The sequence below is a fragment of the Shewanella waksmanii ATCC BAA-643 genome (assembly GCF_000518805.1).
GTDB lineage: Bacteria > Pseudomonadota > Gammaproteobacteria > Enterobacterales > Shewanellaceae > Shewanella > Shewanella waksmanii.
In genome coordinates this window covers 86,914-111,372 of sequence record NZ_JAEH01000008.1, presented here as the reverse complement: position 1 = coordinate 111,372, position 24,459 = coordinate 86,914, and the positions used below count along the sequence as shown (strand labels likewise).

At 46.3% G+C, this 24,459-nt stretch carries 19 protein-coding genes; 9 read left to right on the top strand and 10 right to left on the bottom strand.

Features of this window, described 5'->3' with window-relative positions; all coding sequences use genetic code 11:
• Position 1 precedes the first annotated feature (1 nt).
• The 3 genes from L865_RS0105610 to L865_RS0105595 all read right to left on the bottom strand — a co-directional run bounded on the left by L865_RS0105610 (position 2) and on the right by L865_RS0105595 (position 8,712).
• Positions 2 to 2,839, bottom strand: coding sequence for a TonB-dependent receptor plug domain-containing protein (locus L865_RS0105610; protein WP_028772332.1), 2,838 nt, complete (start codon positions 2,837 to 2,839; stop codon positions 2 to 4).
• Positions 2,840 to 3,880: 1,041 nt separating this feature from the next.
• Positions 3,881 to 5,935 carry a GEVED domain-containing protein gene (locus L865_RS24495; RefSeq protein WP_051484459.1) on the bottom strand — a complete coding sequence of 685 codons (2,055 nt, stop codon included), beginning with the start codon at positions 5,933 to 5,935 and terminating at the stop codon, positions 3,881 to 3,883.
• A 563-nt stretch (positions 5,936 to 6,498) separates the two neighbouring features.
• On the bottom strand, positions 6,499 to 8,712 hold the full coding sequence (locus L865_RS0105595) for a winged helix-turn-helix domain-containing protein (RefSeq protein WP_028772330.1): 2,214 nt from the start codon (positions 8,710 to 8,712) through the stop codon (positions 6,499 to 6,501).
• A 440-nt stretch (positions 8,713 to 9,152) separates the two neighbouring features.
• Here L865_RS0105595 and L865_RS0105590 point away from each other — a divergent pair, with 440 nt between their 5' ends.
• The 7 genes from L865_RS0105590 (at position 9,153) to panP (ending at position 17,330) form a co-directional block, all read left to right on the top strand.
• The gene (locus tag L865_RS0105590) at positions 9,153 to 9,728 is read left to right on the top strand and encodes a hypothetical protein (protein WP_028772329.1); all 576 of its coding nucleotides are present in this window, start codon (positions 9,153 to 9,155) and stop codon (positions 9,726 to 9,728) included.
• Complete coding sequence (locus L865_RS0105585; protein WP_028772328.1) at positions 9,728 to 10,333, top strand: uracil-DNA glycosylase family protein; 606 nt, start codon at positions 9,728 to 9,730, stop codon at positions 10,331 to 10,333. Before L865_RS0105590 ends, L865_RS0105585 begins: the two co-directional genes overlap by 1 nt.
• Before the next feature lie 32 nt (positions 10,334 to 10,365).
• Positions 10,366 to 11,370, top strand: a complete 1,005-nt coding sequence (locus tag L865_RS0105580) for a sensor domain-containing diguanylate cyclase (RefSeq protein WP_028772327.1) — start codon at positions 10,366 to 10,368, stop codon at positions 11,368 to 11,370.
• A gap of 88 nt (positions 11,371 to 11,458) precedes the next feature.
• Complete coding sequence (locus L865_RS0105575) at positions 11,459 to 12,613, top strand: sugar diacid recognition domain-containing protein (RefSeq protein ID WP_028772326.1); 1,155 nt, start codon at positions 11,459 to 11,461, stop codon at positions 12,611 to 12,613.
• Between the two features lie 278 nt (positions 12,614 to 12,891).
• Complete coding sequence (locus tag L865_RS0105570; RefSeq protein ID WP_028772325.1) at positions 12,892 to 14,250, top strand: GntP family permease; 1,359 nt, start codon at positions 12,892 to 12,894, stop codon at positions 14,248 to 14,250.
• A gap of 74 nt (positions 14,251 to 14,324) precedes the next feature.
• Entirely contained in the window at positions 14,325 to 15,461 is a 1,137-nt protein-coding gene (locus L865_RS0105565) for a glycerate kinase (protein WP_028772324.1), read from the top strand.
• 210 nt (positions 15,462 to 15,671) lie between these two features.
• Positions 15,672 to 17,330: a pyridoxal-dependent aspartate 1-decarboxylase PanP gene (panP, locus tag L865_RS0105560; protein WP_028772323.1), complete on the top strand. Its 1,659-nt coding sequence runs from the start codon at positions 15,672 to 15,674 to the stop codon at positions 17,328 to 17,330.
• Positions 17,331 to 17,340: 10 nt separating this feature from the next.
• Here panP and L865_RS0105555 read toward each other — a convergent pair whose 3' ends face one another.
• The 4 genes from L865_RS0105555 to L865_RS0105540 all read right to left on the bottom strand — a co-directional run bounded on the left by L865_RS0105555 (position 17,341) and on the right by L865_RS0105540 (position 20,156).
• Positions 17,341 to 18,021: a helix-turn-helix transcriptional regulator gene (locus L865_RS0105555; protein WP_028772322.1), complete on the bottom strand. Its 681-nt coding sequence runs from the start codon at positions 18,019 to 18,021 to the stop codon at positions 17,341 to 17,343.
• A 110-nt stretch (positions 18,022 to 18,131) separates the two neighbouring features.
• Complete coding sequence (locus L865_RS0105550; RefSeq protein ID WP_028772321.1) at positions 18,132 to 18,578, bottom strand: GyrI-like domain-containing protein; 447 nt, start codon at positions 18,576 to 18,578, stop codon at positions 18,132 to 18,134.
• Positions 18,579 to 18,637: 59 nt separating this feature from the next.
• On the bottom strand, positions 18,638 to 19,021 hold the full coding sequence (locus tag L865_RS0105545; RefSeq protein WP_028772320.1) for a VOC family protein: 384 nt from the start codon (positions 19,019 to 19,021) through the stop codon (positions 18,638 to 18,640).
• 139 nt (positions 19,022 to 19,160) lie between these two features.
• Positions 19,161 to 20,156 (bottom strand): hypothetical protein, encoded by a 996-nt coding sequence (locus tag L865_RS0105540; protein WP_211237690.1) that lies wholly within the window; start codon positions 20,154 to 20,156, stop codon positions 19,161 to 19,163.
• Between the two features lie 264 nt (positions 20,157 to 20,420).
• Here L865_RS0105540 and L865_RS0105535 point away from each other — a divergent pair, with 264 nt between their 5' ends.
• Complete coding sequence (locus tag L865_RS0105535; protein ID WP_037470582.1) at positions 20,421 to 21,287, top strand: RluA family pseudouridine synthase; 867 nt, start codon at positions 20,421 to 20,423, stop codon at positions 21,285 to 21,287.
• Between the two features lie 14 nt (positions 21,288 to 21,301).
• On the opposite strand, the gene metA is transcribed toward L865_RS0105535, so the two are convergent.
• On the bottom strand, positions 21,302 to 22,246 hold the full coding sequence (gene metA / locus L865_RS0105530; RefSeq protein WP_028772317.1) for a homoserine O-acetyltransferase MetA: 945 nt from the start codon (positions 22,244 to 22,246) through the stop codon (positions 21,302 to 21,304).
• A 74-nt stretch (positions 22,247 to 22,320) separates the two neighbouring features.
• Positions 22,321 to 22,728, bottom strand: a complete 408-nt coding sequence (locus L865_RS0105525; protein ID WP_028772316.1) for a YbaY family lipoprotein — start codon at positions 22,726 to 22,728, stop codon at positions 22,321 to 22,323.
• A 119-nt stretch (positions 22,729 to 22,847) separates the two neighbouring features.
• On the opposite strand from L865_RS0105525, the gene L865_RS0105520 reads away from it, so the two are divergent.
• Positions 22,848 to 23,621: an SDR family NAD(P)-dependent oxidoreductase gene (locus L865_RS0105520; protein ID WP_028772315.1), complete on the top strand. Its 774-nt coding sequence runs from the start codon at positions 22,848 to 22,850 to the stop codon at positions 23,619 to 23,621.
• A 68-nt stretch (positions 23,622 to 23,689) separates the two neighbouring features.
• On the opposite strand, the gene ompW is transcribed toward L865_RS0105520, so the two are convergent.
• On the bottom strand, positions 23,690 to 24,352 hold the full coding sequence (ompW, locus tag L865_RS0105515; protein WP_028772314.1) for an outer membrane protein OmpW: 663 nt from the start codon (positions 24,350 to 24,352) through the stop codon (positions 23,690 to 23,692).
• Positions 24,353 to 24,459: the final 107 nt, after the last annotated feature.

Sequence of the window (24,459 nt, the reverse complement as noted above, 5' to 3'; positions counted from 1 at the left end):
GCTAGAACTGTACGTTCAGACCAGCATTGTAACTACGGCCGCGAATGGGGTAAGTTGTCCCGCCACTGCTGGCACTAGCAATACCAAGCCAATCTTGGTCGAACACGTTGGTCACACCGATGTACGCACTGACGCTATCGGTAAAGTCGAAACCTAAGCGAGCGTTATGCAGGATTGATGATGGTAATTCAGGTCGGTCATACTTCTCAGCTGTTGCCGTGCGTGACACTTTGGCTCCTGATACATAGTTAATCTGCCAAGATGCCGTGAAGTCAGCTAAGGTGTAGCGGGTATTCAAGCTAGTTTTCCACTCTGGTACACCAACAACACCCACATAATCATACTCTTCAGTATCAACGGTATCTTGCCAAGTACTCTTAGTCAGGTAGGTTCCATATAACGCGAAATCTAAACCGCTACCTTGCCCGAGTTCAATGTCGTAGTTAACCTGGAAATCCACACCTTCACGAATCATCTGTGCGGAGTTCACATAAGTGTCATTCACGTAGCTAATATTGCCATCAGCTTCACGGGTGATTTGGCCGCAAAATGGGTTATTGACTGAATCAGCATCAACACAGCGCTCGGCAAACTCTTCTGCGCCAAAGCGGCCAATAACATCTTCAATCTTGATGTTGAAATAGTCCAGTGAGATAACTAAGTTGTCTACACTTGAAGGCTGTAACACTAAACCCGCAGTCAGTGTGTGTGCCACTTCAGGGTCGAGCTCCTCATTGCCTTTGGTTGAACCATAGCTGCCACCGGTAATACGCATTTCAGACTCAAAGTTTTCTGGTACACCTAACGCCGCGCAGTTTGCAGCGCGCAGGTCTGGATCGTCGGCAAATGGAATTTCATCGATGTCACAAGGATCAGACATGCGGAAGAAATCAGTCTCTTCTGGTGAAAACAGCTCGGTCAACTGGGGAGCGCGAACCGCTTTTGCGTAAACACTACGTAGACGAATATCATCATTCAGCGCCCAGTTAATACCCAGCTTCCAGCTATCGTTAGTACCTGCATAGGTATAGTTTGCCACACGATAAGCCGCTTCAACATCTAAGCTGTCTACGAGCGTCATATCGGCGAGCACAGGTACAACAACCTCAACGTATGCCTCGGCAATATCACGATCGACATCTTGCGCTGACTTTGTATTGCCACGGTTAATTCCCGATAGCATCACATCAGAAGGCTCGACTTTTAGCCCTTCTTGACGATACTCAAGACCCGCGCCTAGCATGAGTTCACCTGCAGGCATATCCATTACTGCGCCGTTTATATTGGCCGCAAGCGTATGTTGGAATGTCGTTGTTTGATCGGTAAACGGGTCAATGCGTACATAATCTTTAAGCTCATCGGTCAATGGCATAAATGGATTGAATTCAGGACAACTGTTGTCAGCTTCACACTCGCCAAACGTTTCAAAAGCGTAGAACCTTTCGGTATTAACACGATTATAGGCGGTGGTCTCTTTCGAGGTTTGACCGCTGGCTAGATAAACATCCCAATACCAATCGTTGAACACCTCACCTTCTAGCGTCACCGAAGCCGAGATAAACTCTCTGTCGACTTCTGTGGTGCGATTACCTAGATCGTTAAAGGTGTATGGTACGGCAAACCAGCTGCTGCCATTGTTGTGGTCGGCAACCGTATCTGTCACAGCTTGTGGTACATCAAATGGCGCGTCATTGACATTAATCCAGCCGTTCCAAGAAAACACGAACTCTGGATCTAGGTTTTGCTTAGATTTACTGCGGCTGTATTGCACATCACCCGATAACAGCAGACCATTGTCAAAGTCATAGCTGCCATCTGCATAGACACTGTACTTTTCTTTTGGCACCACAGCTTGGATTGGGCCAACACTGGAGTACATATAAGGGTTAACATCACTAGACTGCTTATAGTAGTCATACAGCTCAGCATCAGTGATCGCGAGGAAACCGCGGTTGAGCTCGCCACTGCTATCGCGACCAAACTGAAAGTAATCATAATTATCCATCATGATAGTCGGACGCTCGGCCAACACGTTGTAATCTGCCCAGCCAATATTGTTTAAGGTGATTTGATCGGGAATACCGGCAATGTCACCTCTTGGGTCCAGTTTGTTGGCTACAAAATTGGTTTGCCCATACGAACCAGGTCGATCTGCATAGCGCAGCTCGTTCTCTTTAAAGTAATCTAGGCTAACGGCAAAGTTGCCCTTATTGTCATCAAAGCTATTACCAGCGGTAATCGTGACGCCCGTTTGCTCGCCATCACCGCGTTCCGTTGTTGAACCATAAAGATCCACTTCAACGCCATTGAACTCTTTCTTAAGAATAATATTGACTACGCCAGCAACGGCATCTGAACCATAAACCGCAGACGACCCCCCGGTGAGGATTTCAACTCTATCAACTAAGCTAGCCGGGATATTTCCTACGTCGGTAACTAAAAGATCTGAAGAGTTAGCGGTTTGGGTTGGGCGATGACCGTTAACTAGAACCAAGGTACGTACAGCACCTAAGTCACGTAAATCAACTGTGTATAGACCCGCATTTTCTGGGTTATAGGCATTGGTTGAGGCATTGATACCTTGAAACTGTGGCAACGTCGCCAGCATTTCATTGAGATTCATACTGCCAGAAATCGCCAGCTCTTCTGCGGTAACCACGGTAACGGGTGCCGTGGTGTCGGCACCCGCTCTAGCAATCCGAGAACCGGTGACTAAGATTTTTTCATACACTTCCTCTGTCGCCACTTCCTCACTGTTCACTGCTTGTGCTACAGCACCTTGACTCACTAAGCCAGACATAATCGCCACAAATAGTGGCTTTAATTTAACGTGCTTCATAATTTTCCTTGTTTATTGCTATTTTCAATTTTTGTTATTGTTAGAGCGGTTTTAAATAAATCGTCAGGCCACCAGCTGATCCCATGCAGGCATATCAGTTGGACTTATCAGCGCAACACCACTTCATCTCACAACCAATTTTATACAATATAAAAAAACAGCTTTAAAGCTATCGCAACAGATCTGTAACAAGGTCATATATGATAATAAAAGACCATAAAACTTACTTGTAAAGCACTGAAAACAAAAGACAACATAAACTTACACACCAAAAGGAACTAACAGCTATTGCGACCAGATTTGCACCGAGATGATGTTAAATGATGAGTTATGATTAAAGATGACTGCCAAAAGTACACAATGGGCCATACCTGCTCGGCGCAACACCACATAAAAGGCATTTGACTGTGTTAACCCCGTCGTTGCCAGTCGTGAAACACAGGCCTGCTTCTAGGCAATATATCTGACAAACACCGTTGCATTTAGCGCAAGGTGCGCTTGAGAAATGCGGCCAATGACAGCCAACTTGTGGCTAACTAGCATCGTTCAACTCAGCTTGGTTTAACCGGCGATTTTGATAAGTGCTGATTCAACATTGCAGTCAATTAAGCTGATGCTGATTTACGCTTTAAGGCATGTGGTGACGTAAACGCTGATAAAAACCAAGCAAAAACTGGCAGTAAACATAGACCTGTCAGCTATATGGAAAGCCATTAGTTAAATAGAAAGCCATTAGCTACGTAGAAAGCCATTAGCTATAACTCGGTGAAACTAGCTTGATAAGTGCCAAACACGCCAACCCCAATAAACGCCGAAACAGATACCACCAGCATTAATACAGCAGTGACCCAGGTAGGCGACTAGCTCGTGATGCTTAAATGGCGGCATGGCGCCATGCAGAAAATAAAAAGGCTTGGTATTCAAAGTTTGAATACCAAGCCTGATGTTATCTGTCACGCCCCATAGCGCTATAAGCCAGTGATTAGGGGCCACACTATCGAACGGCGTGGACGAGTTCACGCCGCCAAGTTCATATACGAATTAATGTAACTCGACCTCCAAATCAATCCAAGCCGAAGCGGTACCGACTACCCCACCTTTATTCACCGGGGTAATGGTGAACGCGCCCCATTTATCGGTATAGCTTTTACCAATCACTAGCGCGCCATCCATAAAGTCGTCAAAGTCGTCATAGTCGTCGTTGAGATCGTCAGGGAAAGTGTTCGGTGTCATATCTAATAAGAATGAAGTGCCGTAGTAATATGATCTGGCATCTTCATCGGCAAAGTAGCCTTCAGTGTTTATTTGCACCCCATTAGTGTCAGCACCATCTTTAGTTCGGTATTCAACCCAGTAGGTGACTTGATCGTTACCTGATTTAAGACGAATACCGATATCACCATTAATCTGACCATGATCTAAGGCATAAATTCGGTAGGTGCCTGACTCAATAACTTGTGGTACTTCGTCGGTAATATTCCAGCTTTTGAAAAAGTTTTTGTAGTAAAGGTTTAAGCCACCAAAGTCCCAAGCATTGTTACCCATTAGACTAAACGCATTACCATAGCCGATCATTTCACTGTCATAGTCACCCGTCCCAAATACGCTAGCGTGGCCGTCTAGTCCTTGGGCATGATGTAGCCCCATGGCATGACCCATTTCATGGGCAAGGCCACCAGCTTGTGAGCGTGTATCACCTGTATCATACATCCTAATGGCACCAGGGTTGACTCCAGCTTTAATGCCCCAATCAGAGATTTGTGGTGCTAAAATCAAATAGATGGTGTCATCATCAATATTCCAGTACTCGGTTTCACCCAGTGCGACTAACTTATCTGCGAAGTAGGCTTTCCAGTCGTTGGGGTCACGATTGTCCCATTGCGAAACACTCTCTCCAACCTGTACTACCGAGTCGTAAATATCATAGTTCACGGCAAAACGCCCATAGGATTGCTCATCAAAGTAATCGATGATTTCCTGCATTTCGGACTCGATGCGATTAACAGTCCAAGACAGTTTTGCATCAGTAAATTCAAATCTGAACACTTTGACTTTCACCGAGTCGTGCAGCCATTGTACGTGGGAGCCATAGAGTTTATCGCCGGGATCCACCGGTGGCTCATTGCTATCATCATTACCGTCATCATTGCCACTACCATCGCCAACATTGACGCTATAATCTTCAATTTCACCATAGCGGAAACCACTGGCTAAGGCGGTACCGTCACCGTTCATCGCCACTCTCATCCTTGCCCTACCCGTTGCGATGGTGGACAAGTCGAGCGAACCTTGCACCGTCGCATCTCGGCGTCCTTGGCCACTAAATACCAATTCATCAACATCAAAGCTGCCACTCGCGTCACTATCAATCCATACGGCCCAGTCGGTACTCCAACTCGTAACGGGCTGCAAAGCAATTTGGTCGCCATCGGCAATATTAAGCACTGTACTGCTAGTAAAATCCGCATAACCACTGTTATCGCCTGAGACACGTTGCTCCTGCCCTAACGTAATGCTGGCAATGTGCTCATTGGACCCACCTCTGGGTGTGATCTCAAGTTGGTAATTGCTATCACCACCACCGGGCGCTGTATGTGAATTAATGCTTACTGTCACCGTTTGCTCATCGCCATAACCATCGTAATTACACGAATCGCTGGCAACGGCATCGGAATGCAACAAGACTCGCATTTGGGTTTGGTCAACTGTCATCTGCTCAGTGATAGGTAGTTGCACGGTAACCGACTCATTGCTGGCGGTTTGGCTTTGATACAGCAACTCGCCACTGTCGGAAAAGTCACCGTCTTTATTCAAGTCAATCCAAATACTCCAATACTCTCTATATCGATAGCTGCTATATCCAGGCTGTAAAATTAATGTCGGATAGCTACTGAGTTCAGCGTTATCGGTCAATTCACTACCATCGAGACTGATACTCTCGATAAATTCGTAGCGATTATCGGGTGATATATCACATAGCGCATTGGCATGACTCGCCCAAAAACACGCCAGTAAAGCGGTACTCGCTATACGAGTTTTACTTGTCACTCTCGTAAGCTTGTTGGCCGCACGGTTAGATTTATTATTGTTGTTCATATGTCGCTTTCCATGTTGAAAGACAAAGCGGTTCACTATTTTCTAAACTGCAGAATATGGTAATCCATTGATTTAAATTGCAATGCTTAACTCCGGCGCAGTGGTGACTGATGCCACCTAAAACCTGAGATATAAAACTTAAGCCTTTTGCTGTGCACAAAAGATAAGCACTTGGATTCTAGTCACGCATTAAATCAGCCAACAAGGGAGGCTAAAACGCCAACTTGAGCAAAATGGCGCCAAAAACAACACAAACAAACCTTTTAAAACATAAGCTTAGCTTCTTTGTTTCATTTCTATGACCCTAACCAAGAAATGATCAATAAAGATTCAGATGATAAATCGTGACTCATCGAGATGACTGACATGACAAGATTCAGCCTTGAAGGTGTGGCTAAGTAACCCGCTTAGATAACACTATTAGGTAACGCAGCAAGGGGGCTTTTGAAAAAGATGCTGAACGCCTTATCGCTATCGAGGTTTTGATGATTGGCAGTATGACATTGAGCAATCCATTAATAGCAGCTATTGACTGCTATTAATGGATCAATATGACTCAAGCGCTATTTGACCAACAGTAAGCCAGTATCGTTATGGGCCGATTGAATCAAATATATATGGCGCTGGTCATCGCTAAGCACAATATTAGGATAAAGGTTGGGGGTATCAAATAGGTGAGTGGTCACCTGTGTGGCCAAATCATAATAATAAACGGCATTTCGACCACCTTTAGGCCTATCCATAAAATAGATACCGGATTGCGTAACAACAAAATCATTGGTGGTATAACCGTTGGCAATGTAGTGTCTTGATATCAATTTTTGGGTTTGATGAGTGCTGGCGTCATACTGGTAAATATCGGTACCAGGCTCAACCCGATAGTACAATAAGCCATTGCCACTATCTTGTATCATATTGGCACGCTCCATCTGTGGTACATCAACCAGAGGGTAGCCACTCATACCCATATTGACGGCCTTAGAGTACTTATCATCAAAGGCTGCAAAGTAAATAGACTGCGCATCGGCAGAGTAGGTACCAGCGTAGACCAGCTCGCCTTTAGGACACAAAGGTGTGTCTTTGCCGGTATTAATATCAATCACTCTGCAGGTCCCATTAACACTTAATAGCGCTTGATCCGAGCCAGCAAGCCAACTTAAGCTCAACGGATACCGATAGGAAGCTTGCTGCTGAAACTCCTCAAGTTTGTAGGCCTTGCCAGCTTGATACCGCCACAGTTCAATCTGATGATTCGGGTTGACAGACACAAAAATAAAGCCGTTATCGGCCACCCCAGTTATTGCCCGTATTGATAAGCCATTATTGACCACAACCTGCGGGCGACTTGTCTCGCCCAGCAGCGGATTAGCATAGCGAACAATTTCAGTGGTCAGAGAGGACAAGCCCCAATCTTGTTGCAATATAAACTGCGACTTACCCGGTACTTTTAGTGGCCAATAACCATTGACGACGGCGCTAGAAATTCGCGTGACTTGCGCTTGTGCCAAATCAAACTGAGCTAAATATCCCGCATCGTCAATAAAGTACACCAACTCACTGTCATCACTAAAACTGACATTCAGCCGCGTATGGGTGAGTTTAACCTCAGTATTAATAAAGCTTTTTGCATCAATATCATACAAAACCAACTCGACGCCGTCATACCCCTCAGAGGCACGCATTATTGCCAACCATCGCTTATTAGGGGATACGACATTGGCAAAATCACCATTGGACTGGATGGCTGGCGAGCTAATTTGCTCACTCTTAGCCGTATTAATGTCATATAGGTAGATTTTCTTTGGCGCCCAAGAAGCCTCTTGTGCATTGTAGAAAAAGCGCTGTTCGTCCAACCAACTGATCGCTGGCGATAAATTATCTCGAGTTAAGCTAACTAGCTTACGGGCATTGGTTGCAGTTAGCGTATCGCGGTCGAAGTCTGCAACATAAATGCCCTCCTCGCCAAAACGTAAACGATGGAACGCAAGCTTATTTCCACTGGGTGATAGGCTAGCAAAGTTGTCATAGTTATCATTGCCGGCAAAGACCTTTACCCCACTAAAGGAGGAATCTAACTTTGAGGCATACAGCTCCCAAACATCATCCTGAGTGTGTTTACTCGCATAAACCACAATCTGACCATCAGCTGAAATACTGGGCGATTGCTCACGCCCTGGTTGAGCAGATAGTAAACTGACATTGTCATAGCGGATGGGGTCAGAAGACAGATACAACCCAATGGCGGCTAGCAGCGCCCCCAATCCTATCAATGCTAAACCTAACTTGAACCAATGCCGCTGCCACTGTTTGCTATCAACTTGGGTCGCCGAGTTATCAGCTGTATGCTTGGTTGTTGCGTCGACATTATCTGTATTTGCTGCACTGCTATCGCCTGCAATATCGGCAGTGTTTTGGTTAACATCACCATCATCGCTCATCTGGTCGCAGTAGATCATAGGCTCAGATAGCCGATAACCATTTGCCCCGCCACCAGTGACGGTATGAATATATTTAACACTCGGATCAAGCTTAGCGATATGACGACGTAAACTGTAAATATGATTATTGATGGTGTGGTTGGAGGTCGCGGTGTTTTGCCATACCTCTTGCCTTAAGTCGTCGCGGGTTATCAAGCGGTCGCTGTGATGACAAAAATACCCCAGTACCTTCATCACCATAGATTGAATTTCAATAAGCTGATCACCGCAGCGCAACTGATCTGACTTGGGATCTACCTCGATTTTACCGACTTTATATACTGCAGAAAATTTAGCCATAAACAGAAGGTCGTTATTATTCTTTTTTTAGAACAATAACATATCCCACATCCGGCTCAAAAACAAGCAAAGCAAGTTAAGCTGGCGTGACCACATAAAGCTATTTATAAATTTAAAAACAATAACTTACAGATCAGCACCACCTTATTGACTCATCAGTTTCTTCAATGAAATTGTTTCAAGATACGCCGCCAACATCGCTAACCAAGCCAGCAATCATTAACTTTAAGAACAATGTCGCAACGATATTGACTCTGTCATTAACCAAGCCATATTGACCTTTATCCGCCGCCTAGGCGCTACAACTCCCCTAGTTTGCCAAGGCTGCTGGGTGGTGAAACTGGTCAAGCTTGCAATTTTAAACATTGGGCGGCAATTTAAGTTGAACTCTCCCCAAGTTTAAGCGATCTTAACCACAAATTTATTTATCAAGACACCCGATGCAAAGCCAATCTCCTTTAATACGACGCTTGTCCCTCGCCGCCCTACTTTTTCCATTACCGGCATTCGCCTTTCAGTCAGACACCACCAATATCCTGTTGTTGGCCATTGGCTTAGGTGGCTTTTGTATTTTTAACCTATTGTTAATTGGCTTGTTTCATTTCACCGGACAGTACAGCAGTCGCGGTTTTGCCAAGGCTCACATGGCTATCAGTTTGTTTGTTGCCGCAGCCGCGCTGGCTATAGCCTTGATATACTTACAAGGTGTTGGCGCCATTATGCTTAATCTGGGCGTCGTCATTGTGGCGGTATCTCTGGCACTGCTGCCAATGCATTTAGTCAATGTCGACAAAAGTAAACCGAGTTGGGCAACCGCTTCCTTGCTGATGGCTGCCGTGTTACTCATGCTGGCAGCATACACCCTCACCCCTATCGCCCTATTTGCTATTGCCTGCGCCCATGTCGCCGCCCTCAATGCCAAACACATCGCCATCAAAATTGCTGCACATGGCATTGCACTTTGGGGCTATGGCTACATAGGGTATTGGCTGTACCAATTTAGCCAACATATCTAGTGCCAACCCCATCACAACTGAGCCTGACACAGCTGATAGCGCAGATAAACCGCTGTCAGTTGTGTCACGAGCAACTGCCGTTAGCAACTAAGCCCATTGTGCAACTGCATAGCCATGCCAAAATACTCATTGCAGGCCAAGCACCGGGACGTAAAACCCACGATATTGGGCGGCCTTTTGATGATGCCAGTGGTAAACGGCTTAGAGATTGGCTTGGCGTGACCGAGGGGCAGTTTTACAACCCGCAACTATTTGCCATATTGCCGATGGGATTTTGCTATCCAGGTACCTACAGTGCAGAACAAAATAAACGCGGCGACAAACCGCCATTAAAACAGTGTGCCGACCACTGGCGACAAGCCGTATTGGCGCAATTAACCCAAGTAGAACTGACACTTTTAGTGGGCAAGTATGCTATCGACTGGCATTTACAACAACCGACGACAGTGACAGAATCAGTACAGCAATGGCAACAATTTTGGCCAGATACTTTGGTGTTGCCACACCCGAGTCCACGCAATAATATTTGGCTAAAACGCCACCCTGAGTTTGCACTGCAGGTATTACCGCAATTGAAAACTCGCGTAAAAGATTTGCTTAGCTAAACTAATAAAGACAGTCGAAAAAAGGTGCAGCGATGAAAGAAGACTCTAATCCAGCATTTGGTCCTTATCCATACAATTCTATACTCGATATGGAAATTGAAGAAATAGACTGGCTTCGCTGGCAACGTCTAGTTAATACTGTCGCTGATATGTTTGATGCCCCCTCAACTTTTATCACTCAAGCCAATGTAAAAGGCATTGAAGTGCTCATCGCCTCGCAGACACCTGATACCCACTATAAGCCTGGCGGCTATGCCGACTTCAATACCAATGTATATTGCCATCAGGTGGTAAAAAATTCCCAAGAGTTATACGTAAAAGATGCCAGTGGTGAACAGCGCTGGGCCGATAACCCTGAGTATACCGAAGATAACTATGTCTCATATTTAGGCTTGCCGATTTGCTGGCCCGATGGTTCAGTATTTGGCACCTTGTGTGTACTCGATACTGAGACCACCAACTATCCACAAAAATACATAGACACACTCGATCTAATCAAAGAGATCATTAACAGCGATCTCAAACATCTGTATCGAGAAAACCAGCTGCTGACACTCAGTTACACCGACCCGTTAACCCAGATCTATAATCGACGTGGTTTTAGTGAACTCATGACCCCCACCCAAGATTTGGCCCACCGTCTGAACAAACAGTTGATCTTGCTATATTTTGATTTAGATGGCTTTAAGCAGATCAATGACGGCTATGGCCACGATGTTGGCGACCGCCTGTTACAGCACTTTGCTAAGAGTTTGAAAGATAACAGTCGTAGCTGTGATTTAGTCGCCCGTTGGGGGGGCGATGAGTTTTTGGTGTTACTGCATGCCGAAAATGAGCACTGTATTACCCTTTACACCGACAGGCTCAATCAAGCACTTGCTGCCAGTGATGTTGGCGTTCCACAATTTGAATACTCAGTGGGTTACACCACCATCAAGCCCGGGGCAAAATCGTCACTAGATAATCTTATTGTGACTGCCGACCAAAGGTTATTTGAAAACAAACAGCAAAAAACCGCATCGCAGCTGAGGCAGTGATCTCGGTTGCGAAGTTTGCATCAACATTAGGCTATTTGCCGGCAAGCGCATAAGCTAAGCCAAGTCAGTCAATAACCATGAGCAGTCCATGTACTTTCTAGACGCCAACATCGCCCAACAAATTGTCGATCGCACCATTAAAATCATTGGTCACAATATCAACGTCATGAATAATCAAGGGGTGATCTTAGGATCCGGCGAGCCTGCGCGTATTGGTTCTACCCATGAAGGTGCACTGCTGGCAATCAGTCAAAATCGAACGGTAGAAATAGACAGTGGTAGCGCACGCAGTCTGCAAGGCGTGAAGCCCGGCATGAACTTACCACTGCATTATAAAGGCGAGATTATCGGTGTCATTGGTATTACTGGCGAACCCGATAGCCTACGTGCCTATGGCGAACTGCTGAAAATGACCGCAGAGATGATTGTTGAACAGTCCAACTCTATTGAGCTCGCCCAGTGGCAAAATCGCCAAAAAGAAGAGTTCATCCTGCAACTTATTCGGCAAAAACGGCCCGATTTTGAACGCTTACAGGACTGGGCGGCCAGACTAGATATTGACCTAAACCTGCCTCGGGTAGCGGCGGTGATCGCCATTGAGGAGGACACCCAACAAGATTTTGCTGACTCATTGTTAAAACACTTGGTCAATTTATTGGAAAATCCACCTCGGGGGAATCTGGTGGCGCTGACCTCAATGACCGAGCTGGTGATCCTAAAACCGGCCTTTTTGGATGGCAAGCAGTGGGACGCAGAAGCGGAAAGCCAGCGCATTGATCAATTATTAAAACGCCTGCCTGCTGAGATGTCGACCAAATGCAAAATCGCACTGGGTCATTACTTTACGGCCAGTAAAGATATCAACCGCTCCTATCAAACGGCAAAAGAAACCCTGCGCATCGGCAGCCAAATTGAGCCAAGCCAAAGCAAGCATTTATATGAAGATTACTCTTTTTTAGTGTTGTTAGCCGGGTTAAAGGACAGTTGGCGAGCCGATCAGCTATTGGCTCCCTATCAACGTTTACTGCACTCAGACAAAAACCAGCAGCTAGATAAAACGCTGCGGGCCTATTTGCAGCACTTTGGCGATTTACAAACCTGCGCCCAGAGCTTATACATTCACCGTAATACCCTTAGATATCGACTAGAGCGAATTGAGCAACTCACCGGAATAAACCTACAATCTTTAGATGGGTTACTGCGCCTATACGTCGGCCAAAACTTATCTCAAAATGGCACTTAGCGGGCAAAAAACCGCTGACTAGCTATGTACTAAAGCACAATAAACCGATGAATATCTGCCCCAGTCCAGGCAATTTTGTGCATACGCACAAAGATGCCTAGGATATTTTAGTCATATCTGTTCTATAACACGAAGCCAAGCTTGTCGATTGTGTTGATAATAGCCCAAGCCTGAAATACCAATGTGCTCAGCATCGAGGACTTTTGTCCCTCTTGAGTTGGGTCCACTGTTCAGCAAACAGAACAATTTAACTAAAAATACCCATACAGGGACACCCTATGAGCTTAGTACTGATCCTACTAGCGGTCATTGCATTTATTGTAATCGCTACCTCAAAATTCAAGTTGCACCCCTTCTTAACGCTAATTTTTGCCTCGTTCATTGCCGCATTTGCCTATGGCTTGCCGAGTGCTGAAATTGCCAAAACTATCGCCACCGGTTTTGGTGGGATTCTAGGCTATATTGGTCTAGTTATCGTCCTGGGTACCATTATCGGAACCATTCTTGAAAAAAGTGGTGCCGCCATTACCATGGCAGACTTTGTCATCAAGGTCCTCGGTAAACGCTTCCCGACACTCACCATGTCAATCATTGGTTATATTGTATCGATTCCCGTTTTTTGTGACTCAGGCTTTGTAATTCTCAACTCACTAAAACAATCAATGGCGAACCGCATGCAAGTTTCTAGCGTCGCCATGAGTGTGGCACTGGCAACCGGTCTGTATGCGACCCATACGTTTGTACCGCCAACACCAGGCCCTATTGCTGCTGCAGGTAATCTCGGTTTAGAGTCGAACTTGGGCCTAGTGATCTTCATTGGTGTGTTTGTTGCCGCAACCGCTGCTTTGGCGGGTACCTTATGGGCCAACCGTTTTAAAAATGTTGAACCTGACGGTGAAGGCGCAGAAGAGCTTAAGTCAAAAGTAGAAGATTTTGAAAAACTAAAAGCCACCTATGGCAAGTTGCCATCACCAACACGTGCTTTTGCCCCTATTTTCATTCCAATTTTGCTGATCTGTTTTGGCTCTATCGCCAACTTCCCTACCGCGCCTATCGGTGAAGGCTTTGCCTTTGAGCTGTTTGCGTTCTTCGGTCAGCCAGTTAATGCCTTATTGGTCGGCCTACTGCTGTCATTGTTTTTACTTAAAGCCGATGACAAGAGCAAAGAGTTTAGCGAGCGCATTACTCAGGCGTTAACCGTTGCAGCCCCTATTTTGTTGATCACCGGTGCCGGCGGTGCATTTGGTGCAGTACTAAAAGCGGCCGATATCGGTACCGTGATTGGCACATCACTGTCAGCATTAGGCATTGGCATCTTCATGCCATTTATTGTCGCGGCGGCGCTTAAGTCAGCCCAAGGCTCATCAACCGTTGCTTTAGTGGCAACCTCTGCGCTAGTCGCGCCAATGTTAGGTGATATTGGATTAGCCAGCGATATGGGCCGCGTGTTAACGGTAATGGCCATTGGTGCAGGTGCTATGACTGTGTCTCACGCCAATGACAGCTTCTTCTGGGTAGTGACTCAATTTAGCCGCATGAGCGTTAAACAAGCCTATAAAGCCCAAACCATGGCGACCTTAATCCAAGGTCTAACTGCCATGACGTTGGTGTACATTCTAAGCCTTATCTTACTTTAGAGCGTTGACCCTCGCCGATAATATCGGCGGGGGTTTTTCTCGACATTATTAATTAGCTCTGTTAGGAACATCCAATGAAAATCGTCATTGCTCCAGACTCATACAAAGAAAGCCTTAGCGCCATGGATGTCGCCAACGAGATAGAACGCGGATTTAGGCAGATAATTCCCCAGGCAGATTACCTGAAAGTTCCCGTCGCAGATGGCGGTGAAGGCACGGTACAGTCAATGGTCGATGCCACCTATGGCCAACTAATTGATGTGACCGTTATCGGCCCCCTTGGCGAGCCCGTGGCCGCGCAATATGGCTTGCTCGGTGACGGGATCACCGCAGTGATTGAAATGGCTTCTGCATCGGGTTTGCACCATGTCAGTGACACGCAGCGCAACCCATTAATCACCACCAGTTATGGTACTGGTGAGCTGATCTGTCATGCCCTCAATCGCGGTATTCGTCATATCATTATTGGTCTAGGCGGCAGTGCCACAAACGATGCCGGTGCTGGTATGTTGCAAGCCTTAGGTGTCCATCTCACCGACCAAAACGGTACACCGCTTGCTCCAGGCGGCGCAGCGTTAATTGATTTACATCGCATTGATAGCCGTAATATTCACCCTGCTATTGCGGACTGCCACTTTGAAATCGCCTGTGATGTCGACAATCCGTTATGCGGCGAAAAAGGCGCATCTGCGATATTTGGCCCGCAAAAAGGGGCCAGTCCTGCCATGGTCAGTCAGCTAGATGCTGCGTTAGGCCATTTTGCCGATATCATTGCTCAAGCTGATATGATCGACCATCGACAGGTTGCAGGCGCCGGAGCAGCAGGCGGCATGGGATTGGCCACTATGGCCTTTTTAGATGCCGAGCTTAAACCTGGCATCGACATTGTGATGCACGCCGTTGAGCTAGCAGACAAACTTAACGGTGCTGATTTAGTTATCACCGGAGAAGGTCGATTAGATAGCCAAACACTGCACGGTAAAACCCCCATGGGCGTATTACGTGAAGCCAGTCAGCAACAGATCCCAGTGATCGCTATCGCAGGTTGCGTCAGTGAAGATGCCAACATTTTGCTTGAACATGGTTTTAAAGCAATATTCTCAGTGACGCCACGTAGCTTGCCACTTGCCGAGGTATTAGCGGGGGCAAAACACAACTTATACTCTACGGCTGTGAATGTCGCTGCAATGTATCAGCTCGGTCAAAAATAGGCGCGTCAGCTCACTCGCACCGCCTAGAGCTGTAGATTAAACCCCAGAGATTGAGCCTATCATGTGGCTGACCTCTGGGGTTATTTATTACAAAGCCATTTCACTTTTCCCCTTGATGCGATATAAAGCATAAAGTAAAGTTAGCTCCTTTTTTTAGACTACATGCTCAGAATAAGGGCGTGAGCGGATTGTGTGAGAGAATAAGTCTTGATGGCTGCCAAACAACAACGACAAGCAACAGCTTCTGAAGAAGCGCTAATGCGGATATTTACTCTGCCGGAAGCGCCCGATTCAACCCTTGGAAAAATTGAGAAAAATATTTCCGAAAACTTGATGGGTTTTCTTAAAGAAAGCATCGTTGCCGTTGAAAAGCCGCTATCGGAAGTTGAAAAAGACTTTCAAGCGCACCAAATTCCACAATCTCCAAGCTTTGTCTCAGACTACGCCGATGACATGATGCAAACGTTAGTGGCCCACAGCGTCCATACGTCGTCACCAAGCTTCATCGGCCACATGACCTCAGCATTACCCTATTTTGTACTGCCATTATCGAAAATGATGGTGGGGCTCAATCAAAACCTAGTCAAAATAGAAACCTCTAAAGCATTCACGCCACTTGAACGCCAAGTGCTCGGCATGATGCACCATATGATTTATGGCCAAAGTGACTACTTCTATCAAAACTGGATGCACAGTGCCAGCCACTCTCTTGGGGCGTTTTGCTCCGGCGGTACTATCGCTAATATCACCGCATTATGGATTGCGCGTAACCGCTTATTAGCCGCCGATGGCGACTTTAACGGCGTGGCCCAAGATGGCTTAGTGCGTGGTTTACGTCATTATGGCTATGATGATTTAGCAATATTGGTCTCTGAGCGCGGTCACTATTCGCTGGGTAAGACCGCAGATCTATTAGGCATTGGTCGCAGCAATATCATTCAAGTTGCCACCGACAATAACAATAAAGTTGATGTCGAACTGATGCGCCAAACCGCCGCAAAACTGGCTCAAGACAACATCAAAGTAATGGCCATTGTGGGTGTTGCTGGCACCACAGAAACCGGCAGTATTGATCCGCTGCAGCAGCTTGCCACGCTGGCTAAAGAACTCGACTGCCATTTCCATGTCGACGCAGCATGGGGCGGCGCGAGCTTATTGTCGAGCAAATATCGCCACCTACTGAGCGGTATTGAACACGCCGACTCGATTACCATCGATGCTCACAAGCAGATGTATGTGCCAATGGGCGCCGGTATGGTGTTATTTAAAGATCCCGAGTTTGCTAACGCCATTAAGCATCATGCTGAATATATTTTGCGTAAAGGTTCAAAAGATTTAGGTAGCCAGACCTTAGAAGGTTCGCGCTCAGGCATGGCAATGCTGGTACACGCTTGCTTAAATGTAGTCGGGCGAGACGGCTATGAGATTTTAATCAACAACAGCCTTGAAAAAGCGCGACGATTTGCCGACATGATCCACGCCCAAGCGGATTTTGAGTTAATCACCGAACCAGAGCTGTGTTTGTTAACCTATCGCTATGTACCGCGTGTCGTGCAGCAAGCAATGGCACAGGCGCGGCAACAACAAGATCACGATTTGCTTAAGCAATATCATCAACTGCTTGATGGCCTGACCAAGTTCATCCAAAAGCGTCAACGTGAACAAGGCACCTCGTTTGTATCGCGTACTCGTATCAACCCAGAACCACAACGCATCATTCAAGATTTAAAATCAGTCGTATTTAGAGTGGTATTGGCGAATCCTTTAACCACAGATGAGATATTGCAGCAAGTCTTGATTGAGCAAGCCCAAATTGCTAAGCAAGCTAATCCTTACCTACCGGCATTGCTTGAGCTAGCCAATAGTTAACTGAACTCGGTTAATGATGACTATCTTGTAAACTGGCAAGGTAGTCTGACAATTCCTGCCCCGGTGTTGGCGTAAAATGGGTTTGCGTGGCTGTTACTGAGACAATACGATCTACTCTAAAGTTACGAAAATCATCACGCAACAGGCACCAAGCAAGTAGCGTCCACGTCCCTTTCCAGAAATAGATTGCCAATGGATTCAGGCGACGGCTGCTGTTAGCTTGCTGCGCATCTTGATACTCGATTTCAATACATTGACGCTGGTTCGCTGACGTTCGTAAGATATCGAGATATTTAAAATCACTGTCATCCACAAAATAGTCTACGGCGAACATCAATGATTGATATGCCTGCAAACGCTCAGGTAACACAGCTTCAACCTTGATCATGGCCTGCTTAGCGGCCTGGCCCAACTCTTTACCGCCCCAGGTTTGCACCATGCGCATCCCCACCTGAATGGCTTCTAGCTCATGTTCATTGAACATCAGTGGCGGCACATTGACCTCTTGACGCAACAAATAGCCCACACCGGCCTCACCCTCAATAGGAATGCCCGACAAGGATAAGTCTTGAATGTCACGATATATGGTGCGTACAGAGACATCTAATCGCTGCGCCAATTGCTGCGCTGTCATCATCCGCCGATGTCGCAGTAATTGCACAATTTGAAACAGGCGGTCTGCTCGACGCATGCTCACCTCAATAAATGGTGTAATGGCAAGATGATAACGAGCGTTCGCCCATTACCTACCTGCCTTAAACGAGTTAATGCCGCCAACCTTATTCGTTAGCGGCATACGTACTAGTGGATCCCAATGTAAATATCGACACTATCGGTGCTGGTATAGCATTCAAAATCGCTATCAAATGCTCGTTGATACTGACACTCTGCGTCGGCAAAATACTGCCAAACATCTTGCCATAAATTGACCACAACATCAGGCATCTTACCTTGGGCGGTAAACTTAAGGTACTGGCCTGGGGCTATTGCACAAGGATGCAGCTCGCTGCCTTCAATCACACCGCTCGCGGCACCAGCCATTGCACTGTAGCTGCCTGTATGGTCTGACTCATAATCAAAATACACGCCATAAACCTCATGTTTCTGATACAAGCTTTGGCCATACTGACTCATAAAACCTTGCCACATTGGTGCGATTTTTTGGCTGGGTTGCTGACTTTCCAACTGATTATCAGTACGAACCATATGGCCAACAATTTGCTTGGCTGTCAAAGTAATAGGTTGCATATCGACTCCTTTCCTTGTGCTATAGATAATCGGCGCTTGCAATTACTGCCGGCAGTTTACTATTGCTGTGCTGACCACAGGCCGACTTTGTTACCTTCGCTATCGACAAACAACGCAATGTAGCCACATTCACCGTCATTGATCGGCATCACTGGCAATACAATATTGACCTCTGCTTGGGTTAACTTAGCCACTAATGGTGACAATTGCTCGCTTAAATGTAGATACACGACACTGCCATCACCGCTGGGTTGCATCATTGGGTGTTTCACCAAGCCAACACTGGCGGCTTGCGGGTCTTGTGTCGCAATAATGGCCATTTGCATATCATCACTGTCTTGATGCTTAAACTCCACATCAAAGTGTTGCTGGTAAAAAGCGGTTGCGCGGGCCATATCTGCTACTGGGATTTCACCCCAAACCAAAGGTGTGTGGGTTAACATACTCTGCTCCTTATAGAAATTTAACTTTAGTTCCTTACGTCATCGCTGTATAAGATGACAAAACAGAGTATAAATAGCCCCTACTGACAGCATAGTGTCAGTAGACATTCAGCGGCCGAAAATAATTAACGGAGCCTGTTCAAAAGTTTTTAAACAGCACCTCTAGCCTTAACGTTAAGATAACCTGTTCAACCCGATCTTCATCGACTTCTTTATGCCAGTTATATTCTGGTGTGATCTCAAAAAATAACCACTCACGTAAAAATTGCTGTCGATAGGTCACCGCAATACGCGCGTTTTCGACATAGTGATAGGGAGTATCTACCCCGTAAATACTGGCGATATAATTCAAGGCGCGCACTGGGCTTATGTAGTGATAGAGGCGTAAACTACTGCCAAACTCCCAACCATTGTCGCGGGTTTCATATTGCGCCACACTGCTCCAACGCAGTAAATAGTAGTCATTAAACACATGCTCAATATCGAATTCTGTTGACTCGCCGGTCACTTTTTTCTTTTGATACAATTTTTGCGTCAGTCGAGTGGTGGTCGCCTCTGATAGCGGGTAGGTATATCCCCAACGGGCTTCAATTTTGGGTTGTAGGTTTGCCTTAATATTAAAACTCACCCGCTCGCTAGAATACCAGTCATAGCGCAAACCAATGTCGCGTTCACCGTCATCATCGGGGCTTCTTAGAAAAGCAAACGGATCGTCATCACCTTGAGAGTCGATAATGAGTTTGAGTTTTTTACTGGCACCGGGAAGATGAAATCGGGCATTGAGTTGCGCACGGTACTTAAAGCCATCGACCCCACAGTAAGAAAAATCATTGCCCCAGCGCACTTGGGTACCGGCGCGCGAATCTTCTTCAACGCGATCATCAAGAAAAAAGCTGTCGAACCATAAAGCCGGCTGGCAAAACTTGGTGTTGAGATATTGATAGGCAATATCAATCATTTCGTCTGGGTTAATACCGGCATCACAAGGGTCTAGCGCTTGGGTTGCAGTTTCACCCACCTCGGCCTCGTCCGGCTTTTGCTGGTCCTTTTCACCTGCTGTAGCCTCTGTCGCCAGCGAAAGGCAAACAGTCAGCAGTGCGGTGGTCAACGTAACACTTAGTTTATTGGCAATCACTTCTATCCCTATTGCAATTCGTTAACCACCTGAGCTTTTAACACTTAGCCGCAAAAATGAGCCGCGGCTAACAATTGTATCATTCTTACCACGTTTTTAAGCAAATTAACCTCAGCCCACGTTGCATTTATCCATCGGTTTGCATTGGCTGATTAAATTACAGCCATTAGCATGATTGTCTGCCAGAACGCTCTAATCCACAGGCTATTTAGTGTAAACTAGTCAGCCAACGCCTAACCATGCAGGGTAAAATCGGGAGCGATCGTGTCTGCGCCAACTACACCATTAAAGCTTGAACAACATCTTGATATTGGCCAGCCAGAGACTGACCCAGCCAGCTTATTAGCCGCCCAATGCCCGTTATCCAAACAACAGGTAAAACAAGCCATGGCCAAAGGTGCGGTATGGCTAACACGAGGTAAATATACTGCCAGATTAAGACGCGCGAAAAAGCCGTTAAAGCCCGGTGATACACTGCATATATACTACAATGAGGCGGTATTGGCCCAACAGATCGACGACGCGATATTACTGAGCGATCAACAACAGTTCAGTATCTGGTATAAACCCTATGGCATGCTTTGCCAAGGCTCCAAATGGAGCGACCATACCACCATTAATCGTTTTGCCGAGCTCAACCTCACGCCACAGCGCACGGCAAATATTATTCACCGTTTAGATCGCGCGGCAACGGGCTTGATCGTACTAGGCCATACTAAGTCGGCAACGGCTGCAATAGCCAAACAGTTTGAATTGCGCCAAACGGAGAAAGTTTATCAAGTTATTGTCGAAGGCCAATTTCCCGACACACCGCTAACCTTAACCACGGATGTCGACGGTAAACCGGCATGTTCCCATGCACGCGCGCTGCACTACGATTCAGAGCAGCAACGCACATTAGTTGAAGTAAAAATAGAAACCGGCCGTAAACACCAGATCCGCATTCATATGGCGAGCAGTGGCTATCCTGTGGTAGGCGACCGCCAACATGGTCATGCCAGCGGTGATGACGCTAACCTGCAACTGACAGCCTGCTTTCTTGCGTTTAATTCACCGACCGACGGCAAACGCATTGAATTTACCTTGCCCGAACAGTATCGACCACAATTGCAAGCCCTTAAAACAGCCTAGGGTTAGCATGACAACTAATTGTCACTCTCCCAAGGGGTTATGGCGCTCATGTCCGCCAAATCGTACGGTGTTAACTGGTAAACATAGTAATTAAGCCAGTTGCTGATCAATAGGCTGCCATGACTGTGCCAACGCGCAATAGGCTCAAGGCCCGGGTCATTATGCTTGAAATAGTTTTGTGGCACCTCAGGCTGTAACCCCTCAGCGAGATCACGATAATACTCATCTTTAAGAGTACTTTTTTGATATTCAGGGTGACCCATTACAAACAGGTTGCGATTGCTATTGCTTAACACCATATAAGCGCCAGCCTCTTGGGACTGGGTCAACACATTCAGCTCTGGATGGGCTTCTAGCTCACTGACTTCCATTTCGGCAAAGCGAGAATGCGGCGCGTAGAACTCTTCATCAAAGCCGCGCAGTAACGGGTAATGCTTGCTACTACGTTGATGACTAAATACCCCTGAGCGCTTAGTGGGCAGTAACTTACGCTCCAATCCATACAGGTGATATAAGGCCGCATGGGCTGCCCAGCAAAGAAACAGTACTGAGGTGACATGTTGCTGTGACCAGTCGATGATTTCGCGAATATGGTCCCAATAGCTCACCTCTTCAAAGGCAATTTGCCCCAAAGGTGCGCCAGTAATAATTAAGCCATCATAGTTGTTATGTCTGACCGCCTCGAAATCACGATAAAAGTTATCCATGTGATCGATAGACGTATGTTTAGAGACTTTGTCATGAATGCGCAGTAGATCAACATGCACTTGCAGCGGCGTGTTACCCAATAATCGCAGCAACTGGGTTTCAGTTTCAATTTTGTTGGGCATCAGGTTGAGGATCAGCACCTTCATCGGTCTGATATCCTGATTGGCAGCACGCGTCTCTGACATGACGAAGATGTTTTCTGACTCTAAGATCCCGGCTGCGGGTAAATTGTCTGGAATTCTTACTGGCATTGAGCGCCCTTATACTCTTAGGTTAAAGGAAGCTCTTTCGAACTTCCTACTGTCTGTCGAGTGCGGCGCGATGACTATCGTCCTGCGCCCACCTTTTGTACCAATACTGATAGCGGTTCTTGGCTTGATAAATCAATATTGTAGGCTTGGGTATTAATGAACATAAGCTGGTCATCAAGCATGATCTTCGCCCCAATGGCATAGGTATGCCCAGACTCAAATTGATCCCGATTAATCACAAACTCAAATGGCGCTGGTGTCGTGACGCCACTGCGCTCTATCTCTGCAATCACCACTGCCGGTGCATCCATCAGCGATACATCTTTCACCTGAACAGTTAATACTGCTTGTGGTGGCAGTGCGATTCGTTCCTTGTACCAAACCTCTCCCTGTATCGCCACACTCGCATTTGGCGTTGCACAGCCACTTAATACACTGGCAGCCATCATTAATGGCAATACAGGTGTTAACCACTTTTTCATATTAATGCTCCTAATCATACATCAAGACCTCTAGATGTCCATACGTCTGTTATATAAAAATTTGTCCTAAGACCCAGATATTCATATCATAGGCTACCCATTTGATGTCGAATACCTTCATGACCAAAGCTACAGCTATTATTGTGGGCGCTAGCTCACTACTCAGCCAAGAAATTGCCAAAAAACTTGCCTCTCAAGGGGTAAAACTGGCGCTCTTTGCGCAAGACCCAAACTCTTTGTCAGATCTCGCCACTAGCTTGCCAACTGAAGTAAGCCTGCATCAATTAGATATCGCCGATCCCCAGAGTGTTATCGCCAGTTTAGAACAAGTTTGGCAGTCTTTAGGGGGCGCGCACTTAGTGTTAGTCAACACCGGACTGAACAGTTACGATGCCGCCTTACCTTGGCAGCCAGAACAGGACATTATTACCGTTAATGTGCAGGGCTTCTCCGCCGTATGCAATACCGCCTTTAAACTGTTTGCAGATCAAGGCTATGGCCAACTTGCTGCAATCAACTCAATTGCCGGTCTGCGTGGTGGTCCGAGTGTGGCTTATCATGCATCTAAAGCCTTTGCCAGCAACTACCTTGAAGGGCTGAGCATGCATGCGCAGCGCTTAAAACTGCCTATCACCATTACCGACATTCAGCTTGGTTTACTCGACAAAGCCGCCATGCAAAAAAGTCGCTTATGGCTATCTCCGCCGGCAGAAGTGGCAAATCAGGTGGTCAGCGCAATGGAAAAAGGTAAACGAAAAGTCTACGTCACTAAACGTTGGCGTCTAGTGGCTTGGTTAACTAAATTGCTACCCGAGTTCATTTATAACACTCGCCATTGGCGTACTAAAGCCGAGCGACAAGCCGAAAAAGCAGCCAAGAAACAACAGCAGTAATGGCTTGATTGAGCTTATAACTGATAACAAAAAAGGCGCCTAAGGCGCCTTTTTCATGTTCAATAAGCTTAGAACTTGTAACCGACACTCACCATGTAAACCCATGGGTCAACATCAGTTTCAATGGTCACAGGATCAGCACCCAGATTGAAGCTAACATCAGTGGAAATTTGTGCGTACCATACAGATGCATTAACTAACCATTTATCATTCACTTGGTAATCAAGACCTACTTGTGCCGCTAGGCCCCAAGAGTTCGATAAGCTTAGGTCAGACAGTGCGCCACCTAGGTCATTGGTAAATTCGTTATCGAAAAAGTTAGTGAAGTTCACACCTGCACCTACGTATGGACGTAGTTTAGAATCTGAAGAACCGAAATAGTACTGGGCCACTAAGGTTGGTGGTAGGTGCTTAGTTTCAGCAATCTTAGTATGACCGTTGCCGTCCCCTAGGTTTAACGACACATCGTGACTGAAAGGCGTTGCTGCTAGCAATTCAATACCAAAGTTGTCAGTTACCATATACGCAAAGTTCAAACCGACTTGGGTGTCGTCACTAATACCAAACTCACCAAACCCAGCCACATCTTGGCTAGATTCATTGGGTGATACCATGACAGCACCAGCACGGAAGATAACATCACCGGCTTGGTGAGCGGCAACAGAAGAGGTAAAACCGGTAGCTAATAGGGCGGTGGCAATCAAACCAGATAGGATATTTTTTCTCATCATACTACTCCATTAATACAACATCATTGGTTGTTATTCTTAGCAAGTTCCTTACATTTGCGCGTATCCTGCCAGATAGCCAAATGTGACAAATTGATCCAAATCAATAA